Annotated in this window: 26 protein-coding genes; 8 read left to right on the top strand and 18 right to left on the bottom strand. The window is 72.6% G+C overall.

Going from position 1 to position 25751, the window contains the following annotated elements:
- The first annotated feature begins 2 nt into the window (after positions 1-2).
- A complete protein-coding gene (locus tag ABZ930_RS11240) occupies positions 3-488 on the top strand; it encodes a DUF6314 family protein (RefSeq protein ID WP_361545116.1) in 486 nt (161 codons plus the stop codon).
- On the opposite strand, the gene ABZ930_RS11235 is transcribed toward ABZ930_RS11240, so the two are convergent.
- From ABZ930_RS11235 to ABZ930_RS11225, 3 genes are all read right to left on the bottom strand, one after another.
- Positions 433-1014 carry a histidine phosphatase family protein gene (locus ABZ930_RS11235; protein ID WP_361545113.1) on the bottom strand — a complete coding sequence of 194 codons (582 nt, stop codon included), beginning with the start codon at positions 1012-1014 and terminating at the stop codon, positions 433-435. The two genes, ABZ930_RS11240 and ABZ930_RS11235, sit on opposite strands and share 56 nt — an antisense overlap.
- Before the next feature lie 93 nt (positions 1015-1107).
- Entirely contained in the window at positions 1108-1572 is a 465-nt protein-coding gene (locus ABZ930_RS11230; protein ID WP_361545110.1) for a GNAT family N-acetyltransferase, read from the bottom strand.
- A gap of 18 nt (positions 1573-1590) precedes the next feature.
- Positions 1591-3042 (bottom strand): PLP-dependent aminotransferase family protein, encoded by a 1452-nt coding sequence (locus tag ABZ930_RS11225; protein WP_361545107.1) that lies wholly within the window; start codon positions 3040-3042, stop codon positions 1591-1593.
- On the opposite strand from ABZ930_RS11225, the gene ABZ930_RS11220 reads away from it, so the two are divergent.
- Positions 3041-3967, top strand: a complete 927-nt coding sequence (locus tag ABZ930_RS11220) for a DMT family transporter (RefSeq protein WP_361545104.1) — start codon at positions 3041-3043, stop codon at positions 3965-3967. The genes ABZ930_RS11225 and ABZ930_RS11220 overlap by 2 nt on opposite strands.
- A gap of 88 nt (positions 3968-4055) precedes the next feature.
- A complete protein-coding gene (locus tag ABZ930_RS11215; protein WP_361545101.1) occupies positions 4056-4250 on the top strand; it encodes a DUF1918 domain-containing protein in 195 nt (64 codons plus the stop codon).
- Here ABZ930_RS11215 and ABZ930_RS11210 read toward each other — a convergent pair.
- Complete coding sequence (locus ABZ930_RS11210) at positions 4234-5463, bottom strand: family 10 glycosylhydrolase (RefSeq protein WP_361545098.1); 1230 nt, start codon at positions 5461-5463, stop codon at positions 4234-4236. The two genes, ABZ930_RS11215 and ABZ930_RS11210, sit on opposite strands and share 17 nt — an antisense overlap.
- A 145-nt stretch (positions 5464-5608) precedes the next feature.
- Here ABZ930_RS11210 and ABZ930_RS11205 point away from each other — a divergent pair, with 145 nt between their 5' ends.
- Both ABZ930_RS11205 and ABZ930_RS11200 read left to right on the top strand, forming a co-directional pair.
- Positions 5609-6469, top strand: coding sequence for a 3-hydroxybutyryl-CoA dehydrogenase (locus ABZ930_RS11205; protein ID WP_361545095.1), 861 nt, complete (start codon positions 5609-5611; stop codon positions 6467-6469).
- A 196-nt stretch (positions 6470-6665) separates the two neighbouring features.
- Positions 6666-6923, top strand: coding sequence for a hypothetical protein (locus ABZ930_RS11200; RefSeq protein WP_361545092.1), 258 nt, complete (start codon positions 6666-6668; stop codon positions 6921-6923).
- A gap of 22 nt (positions 6924-6945) precedes the next feature.
- Here ABZ930_RS11200 and ABZ930_RS11195 read toward each other — a convergent pair whose 3' ends face one another.
- The 10 genes from ABZ930_RS11195 to infC form a co-directional block, all read right to left on the bottom strand.
- On the bottom strand, positions 6946-7476 hold the full coding sequence (locus ABZ930_RS11195; protein ID WP_361545089.1) for an NUDIX hydrolase: 531 nt from the start codon (positions 7474-7476) through the stop codon (positions 6946-6948).
- A 72-nt stretch (positions 7477-7548) separates the two neighbouring features.
- On the bottom strand, positions 7549-8889 hold the full coding sequence (locus ABZ930_RS11190) for a transcriptional regulator (protein ID WP_361545086.1): 1341 nt from the start codon (positions 8887-8889) through the stop codon (positions 7549-7551).
- Between the two features lie 259 nt (positions 8890-9148).
- On the bottom strand, positions 9149-10171 hold the full coding sequence (locus ABZ930_RS11185; protein ID WP_361545083.1) for a PP2C family protein-serine/threonine phosphatase: 1023 nt from the start codon (positions 10169-10171) through the stop codon (positions 9149-9151).
- Positions 10172-10453: 282 nt separating this feature from the next.
- Positions 10454-12967, bottom strand: a complete 2514-nt coding sequence (pheT, locus tag ABZ930_RS11180) for a phenylalanine--tRNA ligase subunit beta (protein WP_361545080.1) — start codon at positions 12965-12967, stop codon at positions 10454-10456.
- A complete protein-coding gene (gene pheS / locus ABZ930_RS11175; RefSeq protein WP_361545077.1) occupies positions 12967-14103 on the bottom strand; it encodes a phenylalanine--tRNA ligase subunit alpha in 1137 nt (378 codons plus the stop codon). Before pheS ends, pheT begins: the two co-directional genes overlap by 1 nt.
- 141 nt (positions 14104-14244) lie before the next feature.
- Complete coding sequence (locus ABZ930_RS11170; protein ID WP_361545074.1) at positions 14245-15381, bottom strand: ATP-binding protein; 1137 nt, start codon at positions 15379-15381, stop codon at positions 14245-14247.
- A 57-nt stretch (positions 15382-15438) separates the two neighbouring features.
- Positions 15439-16281 (bottom strand): RNA methyltransferase, encoded by an 843-nt coding sequence (locus ABZ930_RS11165; protein ID WP_361545072.1) that lies wholly within the window; start codon positions 16279-16281, stop codon positions 15439-15441.
- A gap of 155 nt (positions 16282-16436) precedes the next feature.
- Positions 16437-16823 carry a 50S ribosomal protein L20 gene (gene rplT, locus ABZ930_RS11160; protein ID WP_030493496.1) on the bottom strand — a complete coding sequence of 129 codons (387 nt, stop codon included), beginning with the start codon at positions 16821-16823 and terminating at the stop codon, positions 16437-16439.
- A gap of 98 nt (positions 16824-16921) precedes the next feature.
- Positions 16922-17116 carry a 50S ribosomal protein L35 gene (gene rpmI, locus ABZ930_RS11155; protein ID WP_007829094.1) on the bottom strand — a complete coding sequence of 65 codons (195 nt, stop codon included), beginning with the start codon at positions 17114-17116 and terminating at the stop codon, positions 16922-16924.
- A 124-nt stretch (positions 17117-17240) separates the two neighbouring features.
- The gene (infC, locus tag ABZ930_RS11150) at positions 17241-17936 is read right to left on the bottom strand and encodes a translation initiation factor IF-3 (protein ID WP_361545352.1); all 696 of its coding nucleotides are present in this window, start codon (positions 17934-17936) and stop codon (positions 17241-17243) included.
- A 339-nt stretch (positions 17937-18275) separates the two neighbouring features.
- On the opposite strand from infC, the gene ABZ930_RS11145 reads away from it, so the two are divergent.
- On the top strand, positions 18276-18656 hold the full coding sequence (locus ABZ930_RS11145; RefSeq protein ID WP_361545069.1) for a DUF1844 domain-containing protein: 381 nt from the start codon (positions 18276-18278) through the stop codon (positions 18654-18656).
- A 6-nt stretch (positions 18657-18662) separates the two neighbouring features.
- Here the strand turns inward: ABZ930_RS11145 and ABZ930_RS11140 are convergent, their stop codons facing one another.
- A complete protein-coding gene (locus ABZ930_RS11140; protein WP_361545066.1) occupies positions 18663-19394 on the bottom strand; it encodes an SseB family protein in 732 nt (243 codons plus the stop codon).
- A 96-nt stretch (positions 19395-19490) separates the two neighbouring features.
- Between ABZ930_RS11140 and ABZ930_RS11135 the strand changes: the two genes are divergently transcribed.
- Complete coding sequence (locus ABZ930_RS11135) at positions 19491-20435, top strand: serine hydrolase (protein ID WP_361545063.1); 945 nt, start codon at positions 19491-19493, stop codon at positions 20433-20435.
- Here the strand turns inward: ABZ930_RS11135 and mycP are convergent.
- Positions 20419-21579 carry a type VII secretion-associated serine protease mycosin gene (mycP, locus tag ABZ930_RS11130; RefSeq protein WP_361545060.1) on the bottom strand — a complete coding sequence of 387 codons (1161 nt, stop codon included), beginning with the start codon at positions 21577-21579 and terminating at the stop codon, positions 20419-20421. The two genes, ABZ930_RS11135 and mycP, sit on opposite strands and share 17 nt — an antisense overlap.
- Positions 21576-22442 carry a hypothetical protein gene (locus ABZ930_RS11125; RefSeq protein ID WP_361545057.1) on the bottom strand — a complete coding sequence of 289 codons (867 nt, stop codon included), beginning with the start codon at positions 22440-22442 and terminating at the stop codon, positions 21576-21578. Before ABZ930_RS11125 ends, mycP begins: the two co-directional genes overlap by 4 nt.
- 752 nt (positions 22443-23194) lie before the next feature.
- Between ABZ930_RS11125 and ABZ930_RS11120 the strand changes: the two genes are divergently transcribed.
- Positions 23195-24397: an amino acid deaminase/aldolase gene (locus ABZ930_RS11120; protein ID WP_361545054.1), complete on the top strand. Its 1203-nt coding sequence runs from the start codon at positions 23195-23197 to the stop codon at positions 24395-24397.
- Between the two features lie 46 nt (positions 24398-24443).
- Here ABZ930_RS11120 and ABZ930_RS11115 read toward each other — a convergent pair whose 3' ends face one another.
- Positions 24444-25724, bottom strand: a complete 1281-nt coding sequence (locus ABZ930_RS11115) for a haloacid dehalogenase-like hydrolase (protein WP_361545051.1) — start codon at positions 25722-25724, stop codon at positions 24444-24446.
- Positions 25725-25751 lie beyond the last annotated feature (27 nt).

Genomic DNA, 25751 nt, shown 5'->3' with positions numbered 1-25751 from the left:
ACGTGACGGGTGAGTACTGGCCGGTTTCCGACGCGCCGGCGTTCCTCGCCGGGAGCTGGCAGGTGGAGCGGACGGTGCGGGATCTCGCCGACGACGTCACCGGCACGTTCACCGGCACGACGGACTTCACGGCCGACCCCACGGCGGCGGAGCCGGGTGCGCTGCGGCACTTGGAGTCGGGCAGCTTCACCTGGCGGGGCACGGCGCGGCCCGCCGAGCGGACGCTGCTCTACGTGCCGGGCGACGTCCCCGGCACCGTCGTCGTGCGCTTCGCCGACGGCCGCTTCTTCCACGGCCTCGACCTGCGCACCGGCCACCACGTGGCGGACCACCCGTGCTCGGCGGACCTCTACCGGGGCGAGTTCACGGTGTACGACGCCGGGCGGTGGCGGACCGTGTGGCGGGTGAAGGGCCCGGCGAAGGACCTGGTCCTCACGACGGAGTACCGGCGCCGAGCCGCAGGCTCCAACGGCCCGGCCGGCCGATGACGCCGGCCGTCGACAGCGGCGGCACATCGATGTTCCAGTACGTCGACGGGGGCGCCTTCAGCGCGTAGACGAGCGCCGCGCGGACCACGGACGGCTCGGCGATCGCCACCATCCGGGTGCCGTCGTCGGCGGGCCGGGTGTCCAGCCAGCCGCCGACCCGGGCGATGAAGGCGAGCAGCGGCTCCCCGCCGTGCGGCGCCGCGCGCGGATCGGCCAGCCAGCGGTCGACGGCGGCCGGTTCGACGGCCGTCACCTCGGCCAGCGTGCGGCCCCGCCAGCGGCCCATGTCGCAGTCGCGCAGGGCGGGTTGGACCAGTGGGGAGAGCCCGAGCGCGTCGCCGGTGGCCCGGCTGCGCGGGGTCGGTGAGCAGTAGCGGAGCTCGGCGGCCGCCAGCGGCCCGAACCCGGGCGCCGCGCGCAGCACCTCGTACCAGCCCGCGTGGTCGAGCGGCCGGTCGTCGTCGAAGCGCTCGGTGAGCAGCGAGGAGCTGCGCGCGGCCGCGAGGAGTGTGACGCTGAGCTGCATACCCGATCGTGTAACCGGCCGGTAGTACCGGTCAAGGGTTCACTCCCGGTTCACAGCAGACGGGGCACAGGCGGCGAGGTGCGGGCGGCGGGATCAGGAGCGTACGGCCGGGTCGTAGTAGTGCACCATCCACTGGGCCGGCTCCGGCAGCGGCTGGAAGCCGGCCTGCTCATATACGCCGTGCGCGTCGCTGGTGGCCAGCAGGACGCGGCGGACGCCGAGCGGCCCGAGGTGGTCGCGGACGGCCACGACGAGGGCCTTGCCGAGGCCCTTGCCGCGTACCGACCGGTCCACGTAGACGTCGCAGAGCCAGGCGAAGGTCGCCGCGTCCGTCACGACCCGCGCGTAGGCCACCTGCTCCCCGGAAGCGGCGTCGTACGCGCCGAAGTTGAGGGAGCCGGCGATCGCGCCGTCCTGCGTCTCGCGCGTGCGGCCCTTGGCCCAGTACGCGTCGGTGGACAGCCAGTGGTGGACGCGGGCGGCGTCGATGCGCGCGGGGTCGACGGAGATCTCGTAGCCGTCGGGACATTCGGACGCGGGTACGGAGGTTGCTGACATGGGCGGGATCGTCGCACGTCACAGCGGGTCCGGTCGATCCGGTTTCCGCTCGTCCCAGGCCGTCGCGAGCCGCCGCACCCCCTCGGTGATCTCGGCCGTGCTCGCCACGGCCACGAAGCCGAACCGGAGGTACGGGGCCGGTGGTTCGGCCGGGAAGTACGGGCGGCCCGGGGCGACCGCGACGCCCGCCCGCAGCGCGCCCGTGACCAGTTCGCGCTCGTCCGTGCCGTCGGGCAGCCGCGCCCAGAGGTGGTAGCCGCCGGCCGGGATGTGCGGCAGCATCAGTTCGGGCAGCCGCTCGGCGACGGCGGCGGCCATCAGATCGCGACGACCCCTCAACTCCCGTGCCACGGTGCGCAGATGGCGCGGCCAGGCGGGCGAGCCGACGAGTTCGAGGGTGGCCTCCTGGAGCGGGCGGGGCACGAAGAGGTGGTCGACGACCTGGATGGCGCGCAGCCGCTCCAGGACCGGTCCGCGCGCGGCGAGCGCCCCGATCCGCAGGCTCGGTGACGTCGCCTTGGTGAGGGAGGACACGTGCACGACGACTCCGTCGGCGTCGTCGGCGGCCAGCGGCCCGGGCAGCGGTCCCGCGTCCTCGTGGGCGAGGCGGCGCACGAAGTCGTCCTCGACGACGAAGGCCCCGGCCGCGCGGGCGATCCGCAGCACCTCGGGGCGGCGGTCCGGGGCGAGCACGGCGCCGGTCGGGTTCTGGAACAGAGGCTGGCAGACGAAGAGCCGGGCACCGGACGCCCTGAAGGCCTGTTCGAGGAGGTCGGGGCGGACCCCGTCGCGGTCGACCGGGACCGGAACGGGCCGCAGTCCGGCGGCCCGCGCGATCGCCAGCATGCCGGGGTAGGTGGGTGACTCGACCAGCACCGGCGCCCCGGGCGGAGCGAGCGCGCGCAGGGCGGTGACCAGCGCCGACTGCCCGCCGGACGTGATCAGCACCTCGGCGTCGGTGACGGCTCCGCCGATGCCGCGCGCGAACCACTCCCGCAGCTCGGGCAGTCCGTCGACGGGCGGGCGGGCCCAGGCGCCGGGGCGGCGGCCCGCGCGGGCGAGCGCGGCGGCCAGTGCGGCGCCGGGCTGGAGCACCTCGTGCAGATAGCCGCCGTTGAACTCGATCACTCCGGGCGGCGGCGCAGCCAGCGTGACCAGGACGCCGGACGCGTCGACGGTGCGCGGTACGCCCTCGGTGGCGCCCTCGGCGCTCAGCGCGACCTCCTGCCAGGAGGTGTCCCCGGCCGGTGGCGCCGCACGGACGGCGGCCTTGAAGGCGCCCGCGCCGGGCCGGGTCACGACGAGCCCTTCGGCGGCGAGCTGCGCCAGTGCCCGCGAGACCGTCACGGGACTGACCCGGAACCGCTCGACGAGCGCCCTGCTCGACGGCAGCTTCTCGTGTTCCGAGTAGCGGTTCAGCTCGCTCTTCAACCGTTTCGTCAATTCTTCGACGCTGCTACCGTGTTGCATGAAGCTTGAGAATAGCGCTACCGACCAGAAGCCGATAGCGGTCGCCGCTCCCCCGGCCGCTCCGTCGGGCCGGGCGCGGGGCACCCTCCTCGCGGCGCTCGGCGTCGTCACGTTCTCGCTCACCTTCCCGTCCACCGCGTGGGGCCTCGAAGGCTTCGGCCCGTGGTCGCTGGTGGGTGTGCGCAGCGTGCTCGCCGCGGTGATCGCGGGCGCGGGGCTGCTCGTGCTGCGGGTGAGGGTGCCCGAGCGCCGCCACTGGAGCGGGCTCGCCGTCGTCGGCGCCGGAGTCGTGCTCGGCTTCCCGCTGCTGACGACGCTCGCCCTGCGCACGGCGACGACCGCGCACTCCGCCGTGGTCGTCGGCCTGCTGCCGCTGACCACGGCCGCGTACTCGGTGCTGCGCACCGGGGCCAGGCCCTCGCGGACCTTCTGGATCGCGGCGTGCGCGGGCGCCGCCGCGGTGGTCGCGTTCACCGTGCAGCAGAGCGGCGGCGCGCTGACCCGCGCCGACGTCTACCTCTTCGGCGCCCTGCTGGTCTGCGCCGCCGGGTACACCGAGGGCGGCCGGCTGGCCGGGCACATGCCGGGCTGGCAGGTCATCGCGTGGGCGCTGGTGCTGTGCCTGCCGGTCACCGTGACCGGGGCGGGCGTCGCGCTGTCGGCGGAGCCGGTGCGCCTCACCGCGCACGCCGTCATCGGCCTCGTCTGGGTGGCGGCCGTCTCGACCTTCCTCGGCCTGCTCCTCTGGTACAAGGGCATGAGCCTCATCGGCATCCCCAAGGCCAGTCAACTCCAGCTCGCCCAGCCGCTGCTGACGCTCGTCTGGTCCGTGGTGCTGCTCGGCGAGACCCTGCCGGTGGCGGCACCGGTCACCGCCGCGGCGGTCCTGGTGTGCATCGCCGTCACCCAGCGGACCCGCGGCTAGGTCGTGTCCCGGCGTCACAAAAGGGTCCAACTTGCCTACCCCGCAGTAGACTTGCCGCCAACACAGGCAGGGCGAGGGGGCACTCCTGATGTACGCATCCGTTGGCGATCAGCTCCTGGTGCACGGCCGGATCGTCGGGCAGCGCGACCGGATCGCCCAGATCGTCGAGGTCCTCGGGGCGAACGGCTCGCCGCCGTTCCGGGTCCGCTTCGAGGACGGCCACGAGGCCATCATGTCGCCGGGCCCGGACTCGGTCGTAAGGCCGCTCAGGAATCCGGAGTGACCCGGCGGCCGTAGTGGTCGGCGACGACCCGGGCCATCGCCCCGATCCGGTCCTCGCCGACCTCCTTGGCGGAGAAGTAGACGTGCCCGCGCACCTCGCGGAAACTGTCCGCGAACGTGAGGTGCCGGGACAGCTCGGCCGGGTCCTGCCAGGCGGCACCCTGAGCGGGATCGCCCGCCTTGTAGAGCGCCTCACCGATGTACAGCCGCACCCCGGTCCCCCGCACCGCGTCGGCCCACCAGGGCACGAGCTTGGCGTAGTCGGCGGCCGCGAAGCCGATGTTCCAGTACACCTGCGGCACGATGTAGTCGATGCGCGCCTCCCGCACCCAGGTGAGGGTGTCGGCGTGCAGGTCGTCGTAGGTCTGCACGCCCGCCGTGGTGTCCGAGCCGCGCGGGTCCGTCGCCCTGTTGCGCCACACCGCGAACGGGCTGATCCCGAACCGCACCCCGGGCCGCGCCTTCTTGACGCGCTGTCCCATCTCCCGCACGAGCCGGTCGATGTTGTCCCGCCGCCAGGCCGCCCTGTCGGCGAACCCGGCGCCGTGCGCGGCGAACGCGGCGTCGTCGTCGAAGGTCTGGCCGGGCACGGGATAGGGGTAGAAGTAGTCGTCGAAGTGGACGGCGTCGACGGCGTACTTCTTCACCGCGTCGACCATCGCGTCCTGGACGAACCGGCGGACCTCGGGCAGCCCCGGGTTGTAGTACAGCTTCCCGCCGTACGGCACGATCCAGTCCGGGTGGAGCCGGGCCGGGTGCGTGGGCACGAGCCGGGTGGGGTCGGTGTGGTTGGCGACGCGGTACGGGTTGAACCAGGCGTGCAGTTCGAGGCCGCGCCGGTGCGCCTCCGTCACGGCCGTGCCCAGCGGGTCCCAGCCCGGGTCCTTGCCCTGGACCCCGGTGAGCACCTCCGACCACGGTTCGTGCGGGGACGGCCACAGCGCGTCGGCGGCCGGGCGCACCTGGAAGATCACCGCGTTCAGCCGTCGGGCCCGGGCCGTGTCGAGGTGGGCGAGGAGTTCGGCCCGCTGCCCGGCGGCGGTCAGGCCGGGCTTCGAGGGCCAGTCCCGGTTCGCGACGCTGGCCAGCCACATCCCCCGCAGCGCGGGCCCGCGCCGCGGCACGGGGTCCCCGGCCACCGCGTCCCCGGCCGTCACCCCGGCCAGCGTGAGCGCCGCCCCCAGCGTGAAGGCCCGGCGTGACATACGTCCCATGGATCCCCCCAGATTCCCGTGCAACTGTGAGCCTCTATATAAACAGCCGTTAACCCGGACTCCACCCCTCTCATGAGCACGGGGTAACGTGCAGACCCGGAATCCCGGGAGACGAATCATCGAAAGGCACGAGGTGACGGACGCCTTGACTGACATCACACGCGTCGGAGTGGTGGGCTGTGGCCAGATGGGCGCCGGCATCGCTGAGGTCTGCGCCCGCAGCGGCCTCGACGTGATGGTCGCGGAGACCACCGGCGAGGCCCTGGAGATCGGCCGCACCCGGCTGCTCAACTCCCTCGCGAAGGCGGCCGAGCGCGGCAAGATCACCGAGACCGAGCTGGCGGAGACGCAGGCCCGGCTGACCTTCACCACGGATCTCGGCGAGTTCGCCGACCGCGACCTCACCATCGAGGCCGTCGTGGAGAACGAGCAGGTGAAGACCGAGATCTTCCAGGTCCTCGACCAGGTCGTGACGCGTCCCGACGCGATCCTCGCCTCGAACACCTCCTCCATCCCGCTGGTGAAGCTGGCCGTGGCGACGTCCCGCCCGGACCATGTCATCGGCATCCACTTCTTCAACCCGGCCCCGGTGCAGAAGCTGGTCGAGCTGATCCCGGCCCTGACCACGTCCGAGGGCACGATCAGCCGCGCCCAGGCGCTGGTCGAGAAGATCCTCGGCAAGCACGCGATCCGCGCCCAGGACCGCTCGGGCTTCGTGGTGAACGCCCTCCTCGTGCCGTACCTCCTCTCCTCCATCCGGATGTTCGAGTCCGGCATCGCCAGCCGCGAGGACATCGACAACGGCATGGAGCTGGGCTGCGCCCACCCGATGGGCCCGCTCAAGCTGTCCGACCTGATCGGCCTCGACACGATCGCCTCGATCGCGGACTCGATGTACGCCGAGTACAAGGAGCCGCTGTACGCCGCTCCCCCGCTGCTGCAGCGGATGGTCGACGCGGGCCGGCTCGGCCGGAAGTCCGGATCGGGCTTCTACACGTACGCCTGAGGACGTCCAGGAATCACTCAGCGTATCCGTACAGCGGGCCCGGTGTTCTTCGGAACACCGGGCCCGTTCCTTTCGCACGGGGTGCGTGCGCATTGCTCGCATATGCCCATCGCACACGCTCCCGCCGCGTCCACCAGGCGAGTTGACTTCCGTTGCGCACAACACGGATGCGCCGACTACGGAAAGGAGCGGACTAGTGACCACCGACCCGGAGCATCCCGTGGTCTCGGAAGAATTCGCAGAGTTACGCCGCGTCTTCGAGGTCGGACTGACCCGTATCGACGGTGAACTGGCCCTGCTCGCCCATCGCGACGACCAGACCGTCAAGGATCACGACGACCTGAGCGCGCGGATCACCGCGCTGGAGAACACTCGCTGGCCGCTGCCCACGGTCGCCGCGCTGGCCGCGGTCGGCGCCATCGCCATCGCGGTGTGGCAGGCGCTCGCACACTAGAGCCTGCCCCGGCGGGAGGAGCTCAGCCCAGCCTGAGCTGGTGGAGCAGCAACAAGGCGGCCGCCATATTGGCGGCCGGGACCTCACCTCGGGCGAGCATGTCGGGGACGAGTTTGAGCGGGACCCATTCCCTGCGGTCCGACTCGAAATCGTCCTGGGGGTGGCCGATGTACCTTGCCTCGTCGGTCCAGTAGATGTGGTGCCGGGCGTCCGTCAGACCGTTGCACGGTTCGACGCTCATAAGGTGCCGCAGCGGTCCCGGCCGCCAGCCGGTCTCCTCCTCCAGTTCCCGGGCGGCCGCGTACGCGATGTCCTCGCCGTCCTCGACGACGCCCGCGGCGAGCTCCCAGCCCCAGCTGTCGGTGATGAAGCGGTGCCTCCACAGCAGGAGCACCTCGTCCGCGTCGTTGACCACCGTCGCGACCGCCACCGGGCGCAGCCGGATGAGGAAGTGGTCGAGGTGCCGGCCGTCGGGGAGTTCGACGTCCGCCAGATTGACGCTGAACCACCGGTTTTCATACACAGTTTGTTCGTTCTGTTTCGTCCACTGCACGGTTCTGCCACCTTCCGTCGAGTTGATGGCAATATCGCAGCAGTGGCGTGATCGAGCGCCCCGCGAAAAGGCTCAGAGCGGTACGCGCAGCGCCCCGTCGATGAGTTCGGCGGCTTCCGCCGTGCCGGCGCAGCCGCTGCGCACCAGGTGCTCGCGCACCGCCCGGAGTCTGTCGCGCAGCCGCTGGGACTCCATCCCCCTGGCGGCTTCGGCCATCTGAACGGCGGTCTCGACGGCCTGTTCCGTGTTCCCCTGTCTGAGCTGGATCTGGCTGAGGACGGCGAGCCGGTGGACGCGGCCCCGGTCGTGCGCGGGCGTGTGCACCGCCTCGGTGGCGTGCTCCTTGGCGCCCGCGTAGTCACCGAGGCTCAACAGGGCTTCCGCCACCTGGACGTTGACGAATCCCGGCTGGACGTAGCCCGTCTCGTCCGGTTCGTGGCCGCGCCGGATCCGGTCGGCGGCGGACTCGGCACGCCGGATGCATTCCAGGGCGCTGGTGCCGTCACCGAGGTGGGCGTACGCCTTGGCCTGCATCGCGTAGAGATCGGACGCCAGGGCGGGGGTGATGTGCCGGCCCGCCGCCCGCAGCGCGGCCTCCGCGAAGGCGACCGCCTGCCGGTACTCGCGCATGTGCAGCGACTGATTGACGAGCAGCGCTATGACATAGGCACCGAGTCCGCGGTCCCCGCTGGCCTTGGCCAGGCGCAGGGCCTGGTGGAAGTAGCGCTGGGCGAGCCCGTGCGCGTCCGAGTCGTAGGCGCAGATGCCCGCGATGGCCACCAGACCGCCGGTGGCGCGGTGCAGATCGCGTCCCGTCTCGTCCCCGTAGCTGCCGCGCAGCAGCGGCGCCGCCTCGGTGTTGAGGAAGCCGACGATGCGGATCCTGGTCGCGATGCCGCCCGCCTTGCGGTACATCTGCTCGTAGTGCGTCCGGGCCGAGCGCATCAGCTCCAGATCGGCGAGGCTGACCTGGTGGCGCCCGCCGCGCGAGACGTCGGTGTCCTCCGGCGGGTTCTCCCACTCCCAGACCGGCATCACGGCCGGGGTGCCGGTGACGGCGGGCGCGTCCAGGATGTGCCGGCGCTGCTGCTGGTCCGAGCGCCACAGCGCGGTGGCCCGCTCCACGAACCCGGAGAGCGTTCCGCTGTGGGGGACGGCCGGTTCGCCGGGGATGCCGAGGCCGATGTCGTCGAGGGTGACGTGCCGCTGGAGGCGGGCGGCCAGCACCTCGCAGATCAGGTCGGGCACCTGGCCGCGCGGGCGCTGCCCCTTCAACCACCGCGCCACGGCGGTGTGTTCGTATCTCAGGGCGAGCCCGCGGGCCCTGCCCGCCTGGTTCACATGAGCGGCGAGGCCCGCGTGGGAGACCCCGGCCTCGTCGAGGATCGCGTCGAGCAGGGTGTTGGGCTGCATGGATGCCCTCCGTTGGCTCGGTACGACCAGCGTAATGGAGTCCGCTTCACACGGGGTGTGATCGGAATGCCCAACTCCGCCACCAAAGCGCTCTGTTGTGGCCGGTTTCCACCCGCTTGACTGAACTGCCTCGCAAGAGGCCGGCCGGGCCGCCGGCTCCCCCTCGTACAGCGCGGTGGCCCGCACCCGCGCCGTCCGCCCGCCCGTCTGCCCGACACTCCACGGCGGGCGGACGGCGCGCCCCGGAGAGGCGGTGGTGTCAGGGAACCGAGTGCACGGTGCGCCCCAGGGGATCCCCGTGCTGGACCGGAACGCGCCTGCGGTCGTTGCGCAGCACCAGCATCGCCGCGTCGTCGCCGGGCGGCCCGCCGATGTGCCGCAGCAGCCGGGCGTACACGGCGCGCACCACGACGGCCGGGACGACGGTCCGGTGCCGCAGGACCTCGGCGAGCGCGTCCTGGAACGGAAAGAACCGGCCACGCGCGTCGCGGGCGTCCTCGATGCCGTCGGTGTGCAGCAGCAGGCCCTCCCCCGGCAGGATCCGCCCGCACCGCACCGGCGCCAGCTCGGGCGGCAGCGGGAACGGCCCGAGGGGCGGCATCGGATCGCCGCCGGTCAGCTGCTCGGCGCCGCGACCCGCGCCCGGGCGCAGCAGATACGGCCACGGGTGACCGCAGTTGAGCGCGTGCACGGCGCCGTCCTGCCGGATCTCCAGGAGCAGCACGGTCACGAACTCCTCGGCGAGCGGGTGCTCGGGCTCGGCGCCCCCGGCGGCCGGATGCTCGTCGCGCGAGCGCTGGCGCAGATGCCGGGCGTGCGCGCGCTCCAGCCGCCGCAGCACACCGGCGAGTTCGGTCTCGTCGTGGGCGGCCTCGCGGAAGCTGCCGAGGACGGCGCCGACGGTGGCGAGCGCGGCGAGGCCGTGTCCGCGGACGTCCCCCATGACGATCCGGACGCCGTGATCGGTGGCCATGACGTCGTACAGGTCGCCGCCGATGCTCGCCCCCCGGTCCGCGGAGAGCTGGCCCGCGGCGAGCGCGAGTCCGTCGATCCGCGGCGGCAGCGGCCGCAGCAGCACGGCCTGGGCGGCACCGGCGACCGCCCGCATCTCTCTCAGTTCCCGGAGCAGGCCGTGGCGTGCGTGGAGTATCAGCCCGGTGCCCACGACGAAGAAGACGGCGCTGCTCACGATCCGCGCCCCCAGACCGGTCTGCTGGGCGAGCGGACAGGCGAACTTGTACGAGATGGCGAAGGCGCCCCAGACGGTGGGCAGCCCCAGCATGAGGACACGCCGGGCCCGTCGGGGGCGGACGCGGGCGGCCCGGGCGAGCCGGCCGCGAAGGGTGGTGGATAAGACTCGGGTGGGCGCCCTGGTCTCGGAACGAATCATGCCGACAGCCCCTTAGGCCCCGTTCAGCGGGCACACCGGTCGGCCCGGCGGCCGCACTGGTTGTTGCGAGCCGCTGTGGCACCCGGGTGGGATCATCGCGATACCTCACCCGAATGAGTGAGGGGCCCACCCGGTGACCCGGGTGCGCCCCTCATGAGAGTGCCGACTGCGCCGCTATGCGCCGCGCAGCACCGCGCCCGCGCTCTCGGCGGCCTGGGCGACCGCGGCGTCGCGGGCGGCGCTGGCCTCCTCGACCGTCAGGGTGCGGTCGCCGGCGCGGAAGCGCAGCGCGTACGCGAGGGACTTCTTGCCCTCGCCGAGCTGCTCCGCGTTCTCGTACACGTCGAACAGGCGGATGCCCTCCAGGAGTTCACCGGCGCCGGTGCGCAGGTGGTGCTCCACGGCGGCGGCCGGGACGTCCTTGTCGACGACGAGCGCGACGTCCTGGGTGGCCACCGGGAACGTGGAGATGCGCGGCGCCTCGACGGCACCGTCGCTCGCCCGCTCCAGGAGGTCCAGGTCGAGCTCCATCGCGCTGGTACGGGCCGGCAGACCGAGCGCCTTGACGACGCGCGGGTGCAGCTCACCGGCGTGACCGGCGAGGGTCTTCTCCCCGTCGATGCTCACGTACAGCGCGGCGCAGCGGCCCGGGTGCCACGGCTCGTGCTGGTCCTGGTCGACCGCGAGCTCGGCGTTGGCCTCCCGGGCGACGATCCGGGCGGCCTCGACGGCGTCGGCCCAGGTCGACGGGTGGCCCTTGCCCCACCAGCCGGCCTGCTCGCGGCCGCCCGCGAGGACGACGGCGACGCGGCGCGGCTGGGCCGGCAGCGCGCTGGTCAGCTCGGCGATCTCCGCGTCCGTGGGACGACGGTCGACGGGCAGCCGGACGGCCTTGTGCTCGTCACCGGTCGGCCGGAAGACCAGGCCGGTCTCGAAGAGCGCCAGGTCGTGGCTGCCGCGTCCGTCGTTGCGGCGCAGCGCGCCGAGCAGGCCCGGCAGCAGCGTCGTACGGAGCGAGGGCTCCTCGTCGGAGAGCGGGTTGACCAGCTCGACGGTGGTGCGGCGCGGGTCGTCCGCGGCCAGGCCCAGCTGGTCGAGGACGGCCTGCCCGATGAACGGGTAGTTCAGGGCCTCGACATAGCCGGCGCCGGCGAGCGCGCGGCCGACGCGGCGGTGCGTCCGCTGGCGCTCGGTCAGGCCCCGGCCGGCCGGGGGCTTCGGCAGGGTCGAGGGCAGGTTCTCGTAGCCCTCCAGCCGGATGACCTCTTCGGCCAGGTCGTTCGGGTCGGTCAGGTCGGGGCGCCAGGACGGCACCGAGACGACCAGCTCGTCCTGCCCGTAGACGTCGCAGCCGACCTCCTGGAGGCGGCGCACGACGGTCTCCCGCCCGTAGGCCACGCCCGCGACCTTGTCCGGGTGGTCGGCCGGGATGGTGAGGGTGCGCGGGGCGCCCGGGGCGATGACCTCGGTGACGCCCTCCTCGGCGGTGCCGCCGCCGAGCAGCACCAGCAGGTCGACGACGCGCTGGGCGGCGGCCGACGTGGCCTGCGGGTCGACGCCGCGCTCGAAGCGCTTGGCGGCCTCGGAGGACAGCTTGTGGCGGCGCGCGGCGCGGGCGATCGTGATCGCGTCGAAGTGCGCGGCCTCGATGACGACGTCGGTGGTCCCGGCGTCCTCGGCGTGGTCCGCGATCTCCGTGTTCGCGCCGCCCATCACACCGGCGAGTCCGATGGGACCGCGGTCGTCGGTGATGACCAGGTCCTCGGCGTCGAGGGTGCGCTTGGTGCCGTCGAGGGTGGTGAGCTTCTCGCCCTGCTCCGCCCGGCGCACGCCGATCGCGCCCTGGACGAGGGAACGGTCGTACGCGTGCAGGGGCTGGCCCAGCTCCAGCATCACGTAGTTCGTGACGTCGACGGCGAGCGAGATCGGCCGCATGCCGGCCTTCTGCAGCCGGCGCTGGAGCCAGATCGGCGAGCGGGCCTCGGGGTGCAGCCCCGTGACCGTGCGCGCGGTGAAGCGGTCGCAGGCGATCGGGTCGGCGACCTTGACCGGGTAGCCGTGCGCGTTCGGCGCGGGCACGTCGAGGAGGGCCGGGTCGCGCAGCGGCAGACCGTAGGCGATGGCGACCTCGCGGGCGATGCCGCGCAGCGACAGGCAGTAGCCGCGGTCGGGCGTGACGGCGATGTCCAGGACCTCGTCCACCAGCTCCAGGAGCTCGATGGCGTCGGTGCCGGCCTCGTGCTCCGGCGGCAGCACGATGATGCCGTGCGTGCCGTCGTCGCCCATGCCGAGCTCGTCGGTGGAGCAGATCATGCCGTGCGAGGTCTTGCCGTACGTCTTGCGCGCGGCGATCGCGAAGCCGCCGGGCAGCTCGGCGCCGGGCAGGACGACGACGACCTTGTCGCCGACCGCGAAGTTGCGGGCGCCGCAGACGATCTCCTGCGGCTCGCCCGTGCCGTTGGCGGTGCCGACGTCGACGGTGCAGAACCGGATCGGCTTCTTGAAGCCCTCGAGCTCCTCGATGGTCAGCACCTTGCCGACGACGAGGGGGCCCTTGAGGTCGGCGCCGAGCTGCTCGACGGTCTCGACCTCGAGGCCGACGCCGACCAGCTTGGCCTGCACGTCACGGCCGGTCTCGGTGGCGGGGAGATCGACGTACTCCCGCAGCCAGGAAAGCGGGACCCGCATCAGATCTCCATCCCGAACGGCCGGGTGAACCGGACGTCACCCTCGACCATGTCTCGCATGTCTTCGACGTTGTGGCGGAACATCAGCATCCGCTCGATGCCGAACCCGAAGGCGAATCCGCTGTACTTCTCGGGGTCGACGCCGCACGCGGTGAGCACGCGCGGGTTGACCATGCCGCAGCCGCCCAGCTCGATCCAGCCCTCGCTGCCGCAGGTGCGGCAGGGCCGGTCCGGGTTGCCGACGGACTCGCCGCGGCACACGTAGCAGACCATGTCCATCTCGGCGGACGGCTCGGTGAACGGGAAGTAGTTCGGGCGCAGCCGGGTCTTCATGCCGTCACCGAAGAGCGCCTGGACCATGTGGTCCAGGGTGCCCTTGAGGTCGGCCATGGTCAGGCCCTCGTCCACGGCGAGCAGCTCGATCTGGTGGAAGACCGGGGTGTGCGTGGCGTCCAGCTCGTCGGTGCGGTAGACGCGGCCGGGGCAGACCACGTAGACCGGCGGTTCCCGGTCGAGCAGCGAGCGGGCCTGCACCGGGGAGGTGTGGGTGCGCAGGACGACGCCGGACTCGTCGCCGACGGTCTTCTCGCGGCCCTCGGGACCGGCGACGAAGAAGGTGTCCTGCATCTGCCGCGCCGGGTGGTCGGGCGTGAAGTTCAGGGCGTCGAAGTTGAACCACTCGGCCTCGACCTCGGGGCCCTCGGCGATCTCGTATCCCATGGACACGAAGACGTCCGCGACCCGCTCCATCATGGTCGTCAGCGGGTGGCGGGCGCCGGCGGGCGTGCGGTCGTAGGGCAGCGTGACGTCCACGGCCTCCTCGACCAGGACGCGCGCGTCGCGCTCGGCCTCCAGCTCCTCCTGGCGGGCGGCGAGGCCCCGGCCGACGGCGGCGCGGGCCTGTCCGACGAGCTTTCCGGCCGCGGCCTTGGCCTGCGGCGGCAGCGCGCCGATCTCCCGGTTCGCGAGCGACAGCGGCGACGTGCCGCCGGTGTGCGCGACCTTCGCCTCCTGAAGCGCGTCGAGGGAGTCCGCGGCGGCGAAGGCGGCGAGCGCCTCGTCCCGGACGCGCTCGATCTCTTCCGGTTTCAGTGCCTCTACCTCGACAGGGTCGTACGACTTGTTCGGTGCCGACATCTCTTCCCGTGCTTCCGATCGGATGGCTGATGGGTCCCGCAGACGCGTTCGACGGCCGTCTCGTGGCAGGGACGCAAACGTGCCAAAGGACGAGTCTAACGGGGGTGAGGTGTGCGTATGCGCCCGCGGCGGGCCCGGTGCTCAGCTGGTGAGATACGCGGGCGTCGCCACGGGCAACATAAATCGGAACTGGGCGCCGCCGCCGGGCGCCCGCCCCACGGTGATCGTCCCGCCGTGGACTTCCACGATGCCCTTGACGATGTACAGCCCGAGGCCGGTGCCGCCGCGCTTGCTGCCCCGCCAGAAGCGGGTGAAGACGCGGTTCATGGACTCCTCCGGGATGCCGGGGCCCTCGTCGCTCACGGTGACCGAGGTGCCTGCGGGCGCGGGCTCGATGTCCATGGTGACGGTTCCCTCGCCGTGCCGCACGGCGTTTTCCAGAAGGTTGCTGAGCACCTGGTCGACCTTGTCCGGATCCGCCCACAGGTCGGGCAGCGGCCGGGTGACCCGCAGCAGGAAGCGGTCGGCGGCCTGACCGGCGGCGACATGGGCCTGGATGTGCCGCGAGACGGCGGCGGCGATGTCGACGGGCTGCCGGCGCAGTTCGAGCCGTCCGGAGTCGATCCGGGAGATGTCGAGCAGTTCGGCGATCAGCCGCGTCACCCGGTTCGCGTCGGCGTCGACGGTCTCCAGCATCAGCCGCTTCTGCTCGTCGGTGAACCGCTCCCACTTCGCCAGGAGGGTGGCGGTGAACCCCTTGACGGAGGTCAGCGGCGAGCGCAGTTCGTGCGCGACGGTGGCGATCAGCTCGGCGTGGCTGCGCTCGGTGCGGCGCCGGGCCTCGGTGTCGCGGATCGAGATGACGACGCGGCGCACCGGACCGGTGGGCCTGCCACGCACATAGCGGGCGGTGACCAGGACCTCCCGGCCGCCGGGCAGCAGCAGATTGCGCTCGGGCTGTCCGATCCGGGTGGCGAGGCCGCCGTAGGGGTCGGTCAGCTGCCACCAGCGCCGGCCCTCCAGGTCCTCCAGGGGCAGCGCGCGCTCCAGCGGTGCGCCGATGGCCCGCTCCCGGGGTACGGCGGTGATCCGCTCCGCCGCCGCGTTGAAGCAGACGACGTGGCCGCTCTCGTCGGCGACGACGAGTCCGTCGGGCAGATCGTCGGGGTGCACGTCGAGTCCGCCGAGGCCGACGGAGTCGTCACGGCCGCTTCGGGGCTCGGCCGGTCCCCACCGTCCCCGCGCTCCTCGTGAGCCGCTCGTCCCGACGACGCTCATCTCCCCGTACCCCACCTCTCGTCCCCATCCAGAAACAGGCCCGAGGTGGTCACCCTACTAGCTGACCGTGACGGAACGGCACCCTCCGGAGGCACGCTGTGCACGGGCGGAGGCGTACAGGCACACCGCGGCGGCCGTGGCGAGGTTCAGGCTCTCGGCCTTGCCGTGGATGGGGACGCGCACGACGGCGTCGGCGAGCGCGCGGGTCTCCTCGGGCAGCCCCCACGCCTCGTTGCCGAAGATCCAGGCGGTCGGGGTGCCCATGGTGCCCCGGTCGAGCTCGTCGTCCAGGTCGTCCCCGCCCGCGCCGTCGGCGGCGAGGATGCGCACGCCCGCGCCCTTGAGCCCGGCGACGGCCTGCTCGACGGGGACGCCCACGGCGACCGGAAGGTGGAACAGCGATCCCACGGAGGCCCGTACGGCCTTGGGGTTGTAGAGGTCCACGGAGGCGTCGGTGAGGACCACGGCCTCGGCGCCCGCGGCGTCGGCGCAGCGCAGGACGGTCCCGGCGTTCCCGGGGTCGCGCACATGGGCCAGTACGGCGACCAGCTTGGGGCGCGCCGCGAGGATCTCCTCGAAGGGGGTGTCCAGGAAGCGGCAGACCCCGACCAGGCCCTGCGGGGTCACGGTCGTCGAGATGTCGGCGATGACGCTCTCGTCGGCGAGGTGCACCCGGGCCCCGGCCTGCCGGGCCTCCCCCACGATGTCGGCGTAGCGCTCGGCGGCCTCGACGGTCGCGAACATCTCCACGAGCCCGCCGTGCGCGGCCGCCTCCCGTACGGCCTGCGGCCCCTCGGCGAGGAACAGCCGCTCCTTCCCCCGGAAGTTCCGCTTACCGAGCCGCCGGGCGGCGGCGACGCGGGACGACTTGGGAGAGATCAGCTCGGGGGCAGCAACCATGAGACTCACCTAAGAGGTAGCGCCCCGAAGGGGCGCGGGGAACTGCGCGACCGGCCACAGCCGGCTCGCACATGGCACACAACAGACGATGGCAAACGCAATCGGACCCGCAGGCCGAACGGCCTGCGGGTCCGAAGCACGGCTCAACCCGAACCTCAGGCGGCAGCCTTCGGCGCGTTGACGTCGGCCGGGAGGGCCTTCTGCGCGACCTCGACCAGCGCGGCGAACGCGTTGATGTCGTTGACGGCCAGCTCGGCGAGGATCTTGCGGTCCACCTCGATGTTGGCGGCCTTCAGACCCTGGATGAGGCGGTTGTACGTCATGCCGTTCTGGCGGGCAGCGGCGTTGATGCGCTGGATCCACAGCTGACGGAAGTCGCCCTTGCGCTTCTTGCGGTCGTTGTAGTTGTAGACCAGGGAGTGGGTGACCTGCTCCTTGGCCTTGCGGTACAGACGCGAACGCTGACCGCGGTAACCGCTGGCCTGCTCGAGGATCGCCCGACGCTTCTTGTGCGCGTTTACCGCGCGCTTGACGCGTGCCACTTTGTAACTCCTTGTAGCGGGGCCGGGGTTGTCGTCACCCGACCCGAATTCGAATTGGTCCCGGTCAGTCGATGCTCAGGGTGCGGAGCACCCGAGCATCACTTGCCGAGAAGCTTCTTGATCTTCTTGGCGTCGCCCGGGGCCATCTCGGCGTTGCCGGTGAGGCGACGCGTCAGGCGCGACGACTTGTGCTCGAGCAGGTGGCGCTTGCCGGCGCGCTCACGGAGCACCTTGCCGGAGCCGGTGACCTTGAAGCGCTTGCTGGCACCGCTGTGCGACTTGTTCTTCGGCATAGCGCCGTTCTCTCCTCGTCAGTGGCGTTCCCGGCCGGTCCGTGCCATGGGCGCGAACCGGCCGTGGGGGAACGTCAGTTGTGTCGGTTGGGTATCCGGGGCACACAGGCGGTGTGCCGGCGGATCATGCCTCGGCCGGAGCCTCGACAGGGGCCTCGGCCGGAGCCTCGGCGACTTCCTCGGAAGACTGGTCCTCGGCGGCGTTCTGCGACTTGCCGGGGTTGGCCTTCGCGTCGGCCTTGCGCGCGGCCTGAGCCTCGCGGGCCTCGGCCATGGCCTCGGTCTTCTTCTTGTGCGGGCCAAGAACCATGATCATGTTCCGGCCGTCCTGCTTCGGGTTCGACTCGATGAAGCCGAGGTCCTCGACGTCGTTCGCAAGGCGCTGGAGCAGTCGGTAGCCGAGCTCCGGCCGGGACTGCTCACGACCACGGAACATGATCGTGATCTTGACCTTGTCGCCCTGCTTGAGGAACCGGACGACGTGACCCTTCTTGGTGTCATAGTCGTGCGGGTCGATCTTCGGCCGGAGCTTCATCTCCTTGATGACCGTGTGCGCCTGGTTCTTGCGCGCCTCACGGGCCTTCATGGCCGACTCGTACTTGAACTTCCCGTAGTCCATGAGCTTGCAGACGGGCGGACGGGCGTTCGCCGCCACCTCGACCAGGTCGAGGTCGTACTCCTGAGCAAGCTCAAGGGCCTTGGCAAGCGGAACAATCCCGACCTGCTCGCCGCTGGGACCGACAAGTCGCACTTCGGGAACGCGAATCCGGTCGTTGATGCGGGGCTCGGCGCTGATGGATCCTCCTCGGTAGCACCACACGACGGCCTGGCGGACCGCCGCGTAACGTCTGTTACGTAAGTACCAACCGCGCCGAAGCACAAAAAATGCCCCGGACGGTACACATGGGGGGCTCCAAGAACTACCGGAGCACCGCCACGGTGTGACCGCGGGGCGCGCTGTCGGACGGCTCCATCGTCCGTACGGAACGATGGGGACCGTCTGACCGGTGACCCGCCGCCCTGAACGGGCAGCCAGGTGGGAGATCGGAGCCTCCACTTGTGGGCCGGAACACGCAGGTGTCCGGCCGGTCGTTACACAAGGTTAGCAGCTCTTGGGGGGTGCGCCCAACCGAGTGGGCGGCGGCTTATCGTGGGGCCCATGAGTGACGCCATTCCCGCAGCCCCTTCGGCTGATTCCCCCGAGTCCCCCGACTACGACGCGCTGACCCGCGACATCGCGGAGGTGCCCGCCGTCGAGGTCATCGTGACGGTGGCGGTCAACCTCATGAGCGCCGCCGCGGTGAAGCTGGGCCTCACCGAGGAGGGCGACGCCCACAAGGACCTGGACGAGGCGCGCAAGCTCATCCACGCCCTCGCCGGGCTGCTCGACGGCAGCGCGACCGAGATCTCGTCCTTCCACGCGGCCCCGCTGCGCGACGGCCTGAAGTCGCTCCAGCTGGCGTTCCGCGAGGCGTCGCTCGTGCCGGACGAGCCCGGCCAGGGCCCCGGCGAGAAGTACACCGGCGCCGTCTACGGCTAGATCCGCTCAGTCACGTACGTACAAGGGCTCGCCCGCGAGAGCGGCCCCGGCCGGCAGCAGTGCCAGGTCGAGGCCCTTCGTGAGGCGGGCCCTCAGTGTTTCGTCGGCGGCGATGGCGGCGGCCACCGCCCGCGCCGCGCCCTGTACGTCGGCGTCGGCGTCCAGGACCAGGGCCAGCGTGCCGTCCGCCTGCCCCGGGCCCAGGTGGGCGCGGGCCACCGCGGGCTGCGCCGCGACCGCCGCGCGCACCGCGTCCCGGACCGCCGGGTCGGCCAGCGGGTCCGCGCTCGTCCGGCCCTCGGCCAGCGCGTACAGCGCGGAGCCCGTCAGCTCGTAGGGGACCGGGCCCGCGAGGTCGAGGACGACGGTGTCGGCCTTCTCGTGGGCGGCGGCCTGGAGCGCCTGGTGCAGGGGGACGGCGACCGGGCGGGCCTCGGGGTCCCAGAGGGCGAGTGACGCGGTGGAGGTGAAGGCGGGGAGCGCGGTGCGGGTGCCCGCCTTCAGGGTCGGGACCGCCATGTCGGACGTCTTCTCGCGGCGCAGGCCGTTCTCGTCCTCCTCGACCTCGCCGAGGACGGCGACGACGGGCACCAGGAGCCGGGCGCCCTTCAGCGCCTCCAGGACCGGGCCGTGGGCGGTCCTGTCCTGCGACCAGGCGGCCAGCGCCTCGGCCAGGCGGGGGTCCGCCGAGCCGTCGTCGTCGGAGAAGCCGGGGTCGGGAATGTTCTTGTTCGCCACGTTCACCGACCCTACCGAGGACGCGGCACCGGGTTCTCAGCGGACCCTGGGCCCGGCCTCATGGTCCCCACAGGACCGCCGCCGAGCATCGGCCCCATGTCTTCTGGTTCCCGTCGCCTGCGGCCGGCCGAGTCCCGCCGCAGGCCCCTGCTGTACGCGGCCGTCGCCTCGGCGGTGCTCCTGAGCGGCACCGCCGCCACTACGGTCTACGTGAAGGCGCAGGCGCACGACGCGACCGCGCTGGTGTCGCAGACGTCCGCCGCCGAAGGGGGCTCCTCCGTGTCATCGTCGTCGCCCACCGCGTCGCCCTCGCCCACCGTGGACCGGGACGCCCGGCTCGCCGAGGCCGTGGGCGCGCTGGACGGGTCCTTCTCCGTCGCCGTCCTCGACGTGTCGGCGGGGACCGGTGCCGCGTACGCCACGGACGCCGACGCGACGTACGACACCGCGAGCATCGTGAAGGTCGACGTCCTGGCCGCGCTGCTGCTCCGGGCACAGGACGACGGCCGGTCGCTGACCGCTCAGGAGAAGACCTACGCGGCCGCGATGATCCAGAACAGCGACAACGCCGCGACCACCGCGCTGTGGGACGCGATCGGCGGGGCGGACGGGCTCGACGCCGCCAACGAACGGCTGGGGCTGACCGGGACCAGTGGCGGCGACGGGCCGCTGTGGGGGCTGACCCAGACCACGGCGGCCGATCAGCTGGTGCTCCTCCAGCAGGTGTTCGGCACCGCCGACGACGCCGTGCTGGACGCGGCTTCCCGCGCGTACGTCCAGGGGCTGATGGAGAACGTCGAGTCCGATCAGCGGTGGGGCGTCTCGGCGGCGGGCGGGGACGGGCTCGCGCTCAAGAACGGGTGGCTGCGGCGGAGCACCACGGAGCTGTGGGACATCAACAGCGTCGGGGCGGTGACCGTCGGCGGGAAGCGGTACCTGATCGCCGTGGTCTCCGCCGGGAACGCCACCAAGGAAGCGGGGATCGAGCTCGTGGAGGCCGTGGCGAAGGCCGCGGTGCCGGTGCTCAGCGACGACGCGTGAGGCGGTGGCTGCGCCACAGGTAGACGGCGGCGCCCAGCAGGACGACGCCGAGGCCGCCCGCGACCAGGCCGACCCAGGTGGCCTGGCCCGTGTCGTCGGGGTCGGCGGGGCCCGTGCCGAAGTACTGCTCGCCGTACGCGGCCGGCTCGAGTCCCTCGGGCTTCAGCTTCTTCGCCGCGGTGATGGCCGCCGCCGGGTCGATCATGCCGAAGCCGCGCGAGTCGTCGCGGCCGCCGGAGGGCGGGTCCTGGGCGGTGTCCTCGACGAGCTTCTTGATCTGGGCGGGGCTCAGGCCCGGGTGCGCGGCGCGGATCAGCGCGACGGCGCCGGAGACGAACGCCGACGCGGCGCTGGTGCCCCAGGCCGCGTAGTACTTGCGGTCGGGGTCGGCGGTGACGATGCCGCGGCCCGGCGCGGCGACCGTGGCGTACCAGCGGCGGGTGGAGAACGAGGCGCGCGAGCCGGTCGAGTCGACGGCCGTGGCGGTGATGACGCCGGGGTAGGCGGCCGGGTAGGAGATGTGGTCGCCCTTCTCGCCGCCGTTGCCCGCCGAGGCGACGACGGAGACGCCCTTCTTCAGCGCGTACTGGATGGCGTCGTCCTCGCCGGCCTCCGCGTGGGCGGTGGACGAGTCGTCGCCGAGCGAGAGGTTGATGACGTCGGCGCCGTGGTCGGCGGCCCAGCGGATGCCGTCGGCCAGCGCGTCGCCCCGGCTCTCGCGGGCCTTGGCGCGGTCCGGGTCGCCGTCCTCCAGGATCACGCGGACCGGGAGGATCGTCGCCTCGGGGGCCACGCCCATGACTCCGTCTCCGTCGTCCTTGCCGTGGCCGTGTCCCGCGATGACACCGGCGATGGCGGTGCCGTGGCGGGCCCAGGGGCGGTCGCCGCGCTGCGCGCCGAAGCCGATGAGGTCCTTGCCGGTGGCGATGTTGCCCTTGAGGTCCGGGTGCTGGTCGTCGACGCCGGTGTCCAGGACGGCGACGGTGACGCCCTTGCCCTTGGTGGTGCGCCACACCTCCTGGGTGTGCAGGGCGTCGAGGCCCCACTGCTGGGCGCGGACCGAGTCGGCGTGCGCGGCGGTGGCGGGGACCAGCGCGAGGGACGCCGCCGTGGTGAGGGCGGCGAGGGCGCGGCGGCGGTTCATGAGGACTGCTCCGTGGACTGCTTCTGGACCGCCTTGCGCAGTCCGCGTTCTATCCGGTCGGCGATGCCCTGTGCCTCGTTGCCCAGGCCCGCCTGGGCGGGGGCCGTGGTGGCGCCCGACTTCATGGCGTCGGCGGCGGGCTGCGGGTCGGAGACGGTGCGGCCGTCGGCGAAGCCGGAGACCGCGTAGACCACGACCGGGGCGTCGGTCAGGACGTTGACGGTCCAGGAGGCGCGCTGGGCGTCGCCGAAGTCCGCGGCGGCGGTGCCCTCGGCGGGGTACGGGCGGGGCATGAGGTCGGCGCGCCGGTCGAGGCCCTGGTCGGTGAAGCGGGTGCGCAGCGCCTGGGTCGCCTCCTGGTCGGCCTTGGTGAAGAGCAGGCCGACGGTGGTGACGTTGCTCTGGGTGGCGTCCGTGTACGTGGCGCGCAGCAGCCGCAGACAGCCGACGGAGCTCAGCGCCTTGTGCAGGAGCGGGTCGAAGGCCTTGGCGCAGGTGGTGTCGGGGGCCACGGCGATCCGCGTCCAGGTGCGGTCGGCGCCGCCGGGGCCCGCGCCCTCGCCCTTGAGGGTGCGCGGGAAGAGCCGGTCGACGGGGATGCTGTGCCACAGCTCGCCCGCGCGGGTGTAGGTGCTGTGCGCGGAGACGGCGGCGTCCGCGTCGTCGCCGGTGAGCAGGGAGCCGGTGGCGGCGCCGCCGATGAGGCCGAGGCCGAGCACCAGGCAGGCGGCGGCCGCGGCGACGCGCGGGGCGAGCCGGGCGCCGATGGGGCGGAGCCTGGTGGTGCGGTCGTCGTAGTGCTCGGGGGGCGCGAACCGCACGAAGGGCCTGCCGGCCGTGCCCGGGACGGGGGTGAGGTCCACGGCTCCGATGGGTCTGCGCTGAGGCGGGGCGACGGGCGGGCGCGGTGGTGCGGGTGGGACGGGGCGCAGGCGGGTGGTCGTCTCGGTGGTCAGGGCGCCCGGGATCTCCGGTGGGAGGGGGCCGGGGTGTGCGGGGGCGCCGCCGGGGGTGCCTGTGGTGTGGGCGGGTGCGGGTGCGTTGTGGCTGGTCGCGCCGTTCCCCGCGCCCCTGGCGGGGCTCGTGGCGGGGTGGTGGGGTGCTACGCCGGGTGACGGTTGTGGTGGGTTGCTCGCGCCGTTCCCCGCGCCCCTGACGGGGCTCGTAGCGGGGTGCTGGGGTGCTACGCCGGGTGACGGTTGGGGAGGGGTGCCCGCGCCCCTGGCGGGGCTCGTGGCGGGGTGCGGGGGTGTTGCGCCGGGGGACGGTTGGGGAGGGGTGCTCGTGGTCCTGGTGGGGTCCGTCGGTGGGGTGTCGGGGAAGCGGGCCGACGGGGCCGGCGGGGGTGGGGTCGGCGGCAACGGGGGGACCTCGGGCGGGAGTTCGGCCCCGGTGGGCTGCGCGGGGCGCGGTGGGACCGGGGGGCGCGGTGGCACTGAGGGGCGCGGAGGGACGCGTCGGGCTTCCGTACCCATGCCTCCCCCGTTTCCTCAGCCTGCGTGCGCGTCACTCTAACGGGCGGAACCGGGTAGGGCAGGACGCAGTCCGCACACCCGGCCGATCTGCCCGGAACATCCCCCTACCCTGCGGTAATCGAGTCTGGCAGGCTTCGGACATGACACCCCGTGCAGCCGATCGCGCCCGCTTCGACCGGGCCACCGCCCACCTCGACGCCCCCGTGGCCATCGTCGACCTGGACGCTTTCGACGCGAACGCCGACGATCTCGTGCGGCGCGCGGCGGGCAAGCCGATCCGGGTGGCCAGCAAGTCCGTCCGCTGCCGCGCCCTGCTGGAACGGGTGCTGGCGCGGGAGGGGTTCGCGGGCATCATGTCGTTCACGCTGGCCGAATCGGTGTGGCTGGCGCGGTCGGGGTTCGAGGACGTACTGCTGGCGTATCCGTCGGCGGACCGCGCCGGATTCGCGGAGCTGGCGCACGATCCGAAGCTGGCCGCCGCCGTGACCGTGATGATCGACGACCCCGCGCAGCTGCGGCTGATCGACGAGGCCCGGGACGGCGGCACCGAGGAGATCCGGGTCTGCCTCGAACTCGACACGTCGCTGCGGGCGCTGGGCGGCCGGGTGCGGATCGGGGCGCTGCGCTCGCCGCTGCGCTCCCCGTCCCAACTGGCCGACCTGGCAAGGGTCGTGGCCCGTCGGCCGGGGTTCCGGCTGGTGGGGATCATGGCGTACGAGGGGCATGTGGCCGGGGTCGGCGACGCGGTGGCGGGGCGGCCGCTGCGGTCCCGCGCCATCCGGCTGATGCAGGCGGCCGCGCGCCGGGAGCTGGCGGCGCGGCGCGACGCGGTGGTGCGCGCGGTGCGGGCGGTGACGCCGGACCTGGAGTTCGTCAACGGCGGCGGCACGGGCAGTGTGCAGCACACTGCGGCCGAGGACGCGGTCACCGAGATCGCGGCCGGCTCGGGGCTCTACGTGCCGCGGCTCTTCGACAACTACACGTCGTTCAGCGGGCGTCCGGCCGCGCTGTTCGCGCAGCCGGTGGTGCGCAGGCCCGGGGTCGGGGTGGTCACGGTGCTCGGCGGCGGCTATCCGGCGTCCGGCGCTGCGGGTCCGGACCGGCTGCCGGTGCCGTATCTGCCGGAGGGGCTGCGCTACGACGGTCAGGAGGGGCCGGGCGAGGTGCAGACGCCGCTGCTCGGCTCCCCCGCCGACGATCTGCTCATCGGCGACAAGGTGTGGTTCCGGCACGCGAAGGCCGGGGAGCTGTGCGAGCGGTTCGAGGTGCTGCACCTGGTGTCCGGGGACACGGTGACGGAGACGGTGCCGACGTACCGCGGTGAGGGCTACACGTTCCTGTGAGGTGCCGGGGCCGCGGCGGGTGCGCCGCGGCCCCGGTGTCCCGGGATCAGTGGACGGCGTCCGCCTGGTCCGGCACGACCGAGCCGTCGGCGCGCAGGAGCGGGCCGAAGCCGCCCTCCGGCTTGTTGTACGCGGCCGTCGAGCACGGGTAGGTGCCGGTCTTCTGCGGCAGCGGCTCGATGAACATGGGGTTGGCGACCCAGCGTCCGTCGGCGTCGTCGTAGGCCCGGCACATGATCTCGTTCTTGTTCCGGTTGAGCACGAGGTGGGCGCCGGTGGCGTCGCCGACGAAGGTCACGTCGGTGTCGGCGTCACCGCCGCCGAGGGCGATGCGCTTGCCCCAGGACTGCTTGTCCCAGGCGGCCTTGCCCTTGATCCCGTAGATGTCCTGGTTGATCCAGCAGCGTTTGCCGTCGATGTACGGGATGGCCTCGCCCTGGGTGCGGCCGGTGCCGCCGCAGCCCTCGTTGTAGGTCGTGATGCGGCCCTTGCGGTCGAGCACCGAGCGGATGGCGATGGTGTGCTCGCGGTCGATGCCGACGCCGCGTGACCAGACCTCGGTGACGGGTTCGGACCCGGCGGACACGATGTAGACGTCGAAGCCGGCCTTCTGGAGCGTCCGGATGAGGTCGCGCTGTTGGTCGTAGTAGCGGACGTAGCCGGGGATGGTGTGGGTGCCGAGCGTCTGGGTGGCGCCGACGGGGGCGGCGAGGGCCTCCTTGCGGGCGGCGGCCGCGTACGACTCCAGCTCCGGGACCGTGTGACCGGCGAACAGCTGTGGCACCCAGGCGTACTGGGGCACCGTCCGGCGGTGGTTCCAGTCGCCCGCGAAGGCGGCGGCACCGCTCATGGTCTTGCCGGACTCGCGGATGTTGAAGATCTCGTCGGTGCAGTCGGTGTCGGTGGAGGTGGGCAGCGGGGCGCCGACGGGGACGTCCGTGCCGCAGGCCGCGGTGAGGGCCTTGTCGGCGTCGTCCGTGAGCCACTTGCTGGTCTTCTTCCAGCTCGCGGGGCGCAGGATCTTGTCGTGCTTGAGGGACCAGGCGATGGTGGCGTCGGTGACATCGTTCTTGGAGACGGTGTTGTCCCAGTCGAACGCGGCGACGGGGCGCGGGCCGCGGTGGCCCCCGCAGGTCCCGCGCTCGTCGATCATGCGCTGGAGTTTCGCCCGGTTCGTGCCGTACCAGGGCAGCTTCTTCGACAGCTGCGGGCAGGCGCGGTCGGGGGTGGGAGCGGACGTGGCGGCGGCCGCAGGAGAGACGAGAGCCGTGGCCACCAGGGCGGTGACCACGGCCGAAGTCCACGCGGAAACATTCCTGTTACGCATGCCTGGGGACCGTACACCTATCTGACG

Origin of the sequence: Streptomyces sp. NPDC046716 (assembly GCF_040645755.1) — a bacterium.
Classification (GTDB): domain Bacteria; phylum Actinomycetota; class Actinomycetes; order Streptomycetales; family Streptomycetaceae; genus Streptomyces.
This window is presented reverse-complemented; position numbering and strand designations above follow the sequence as displayed.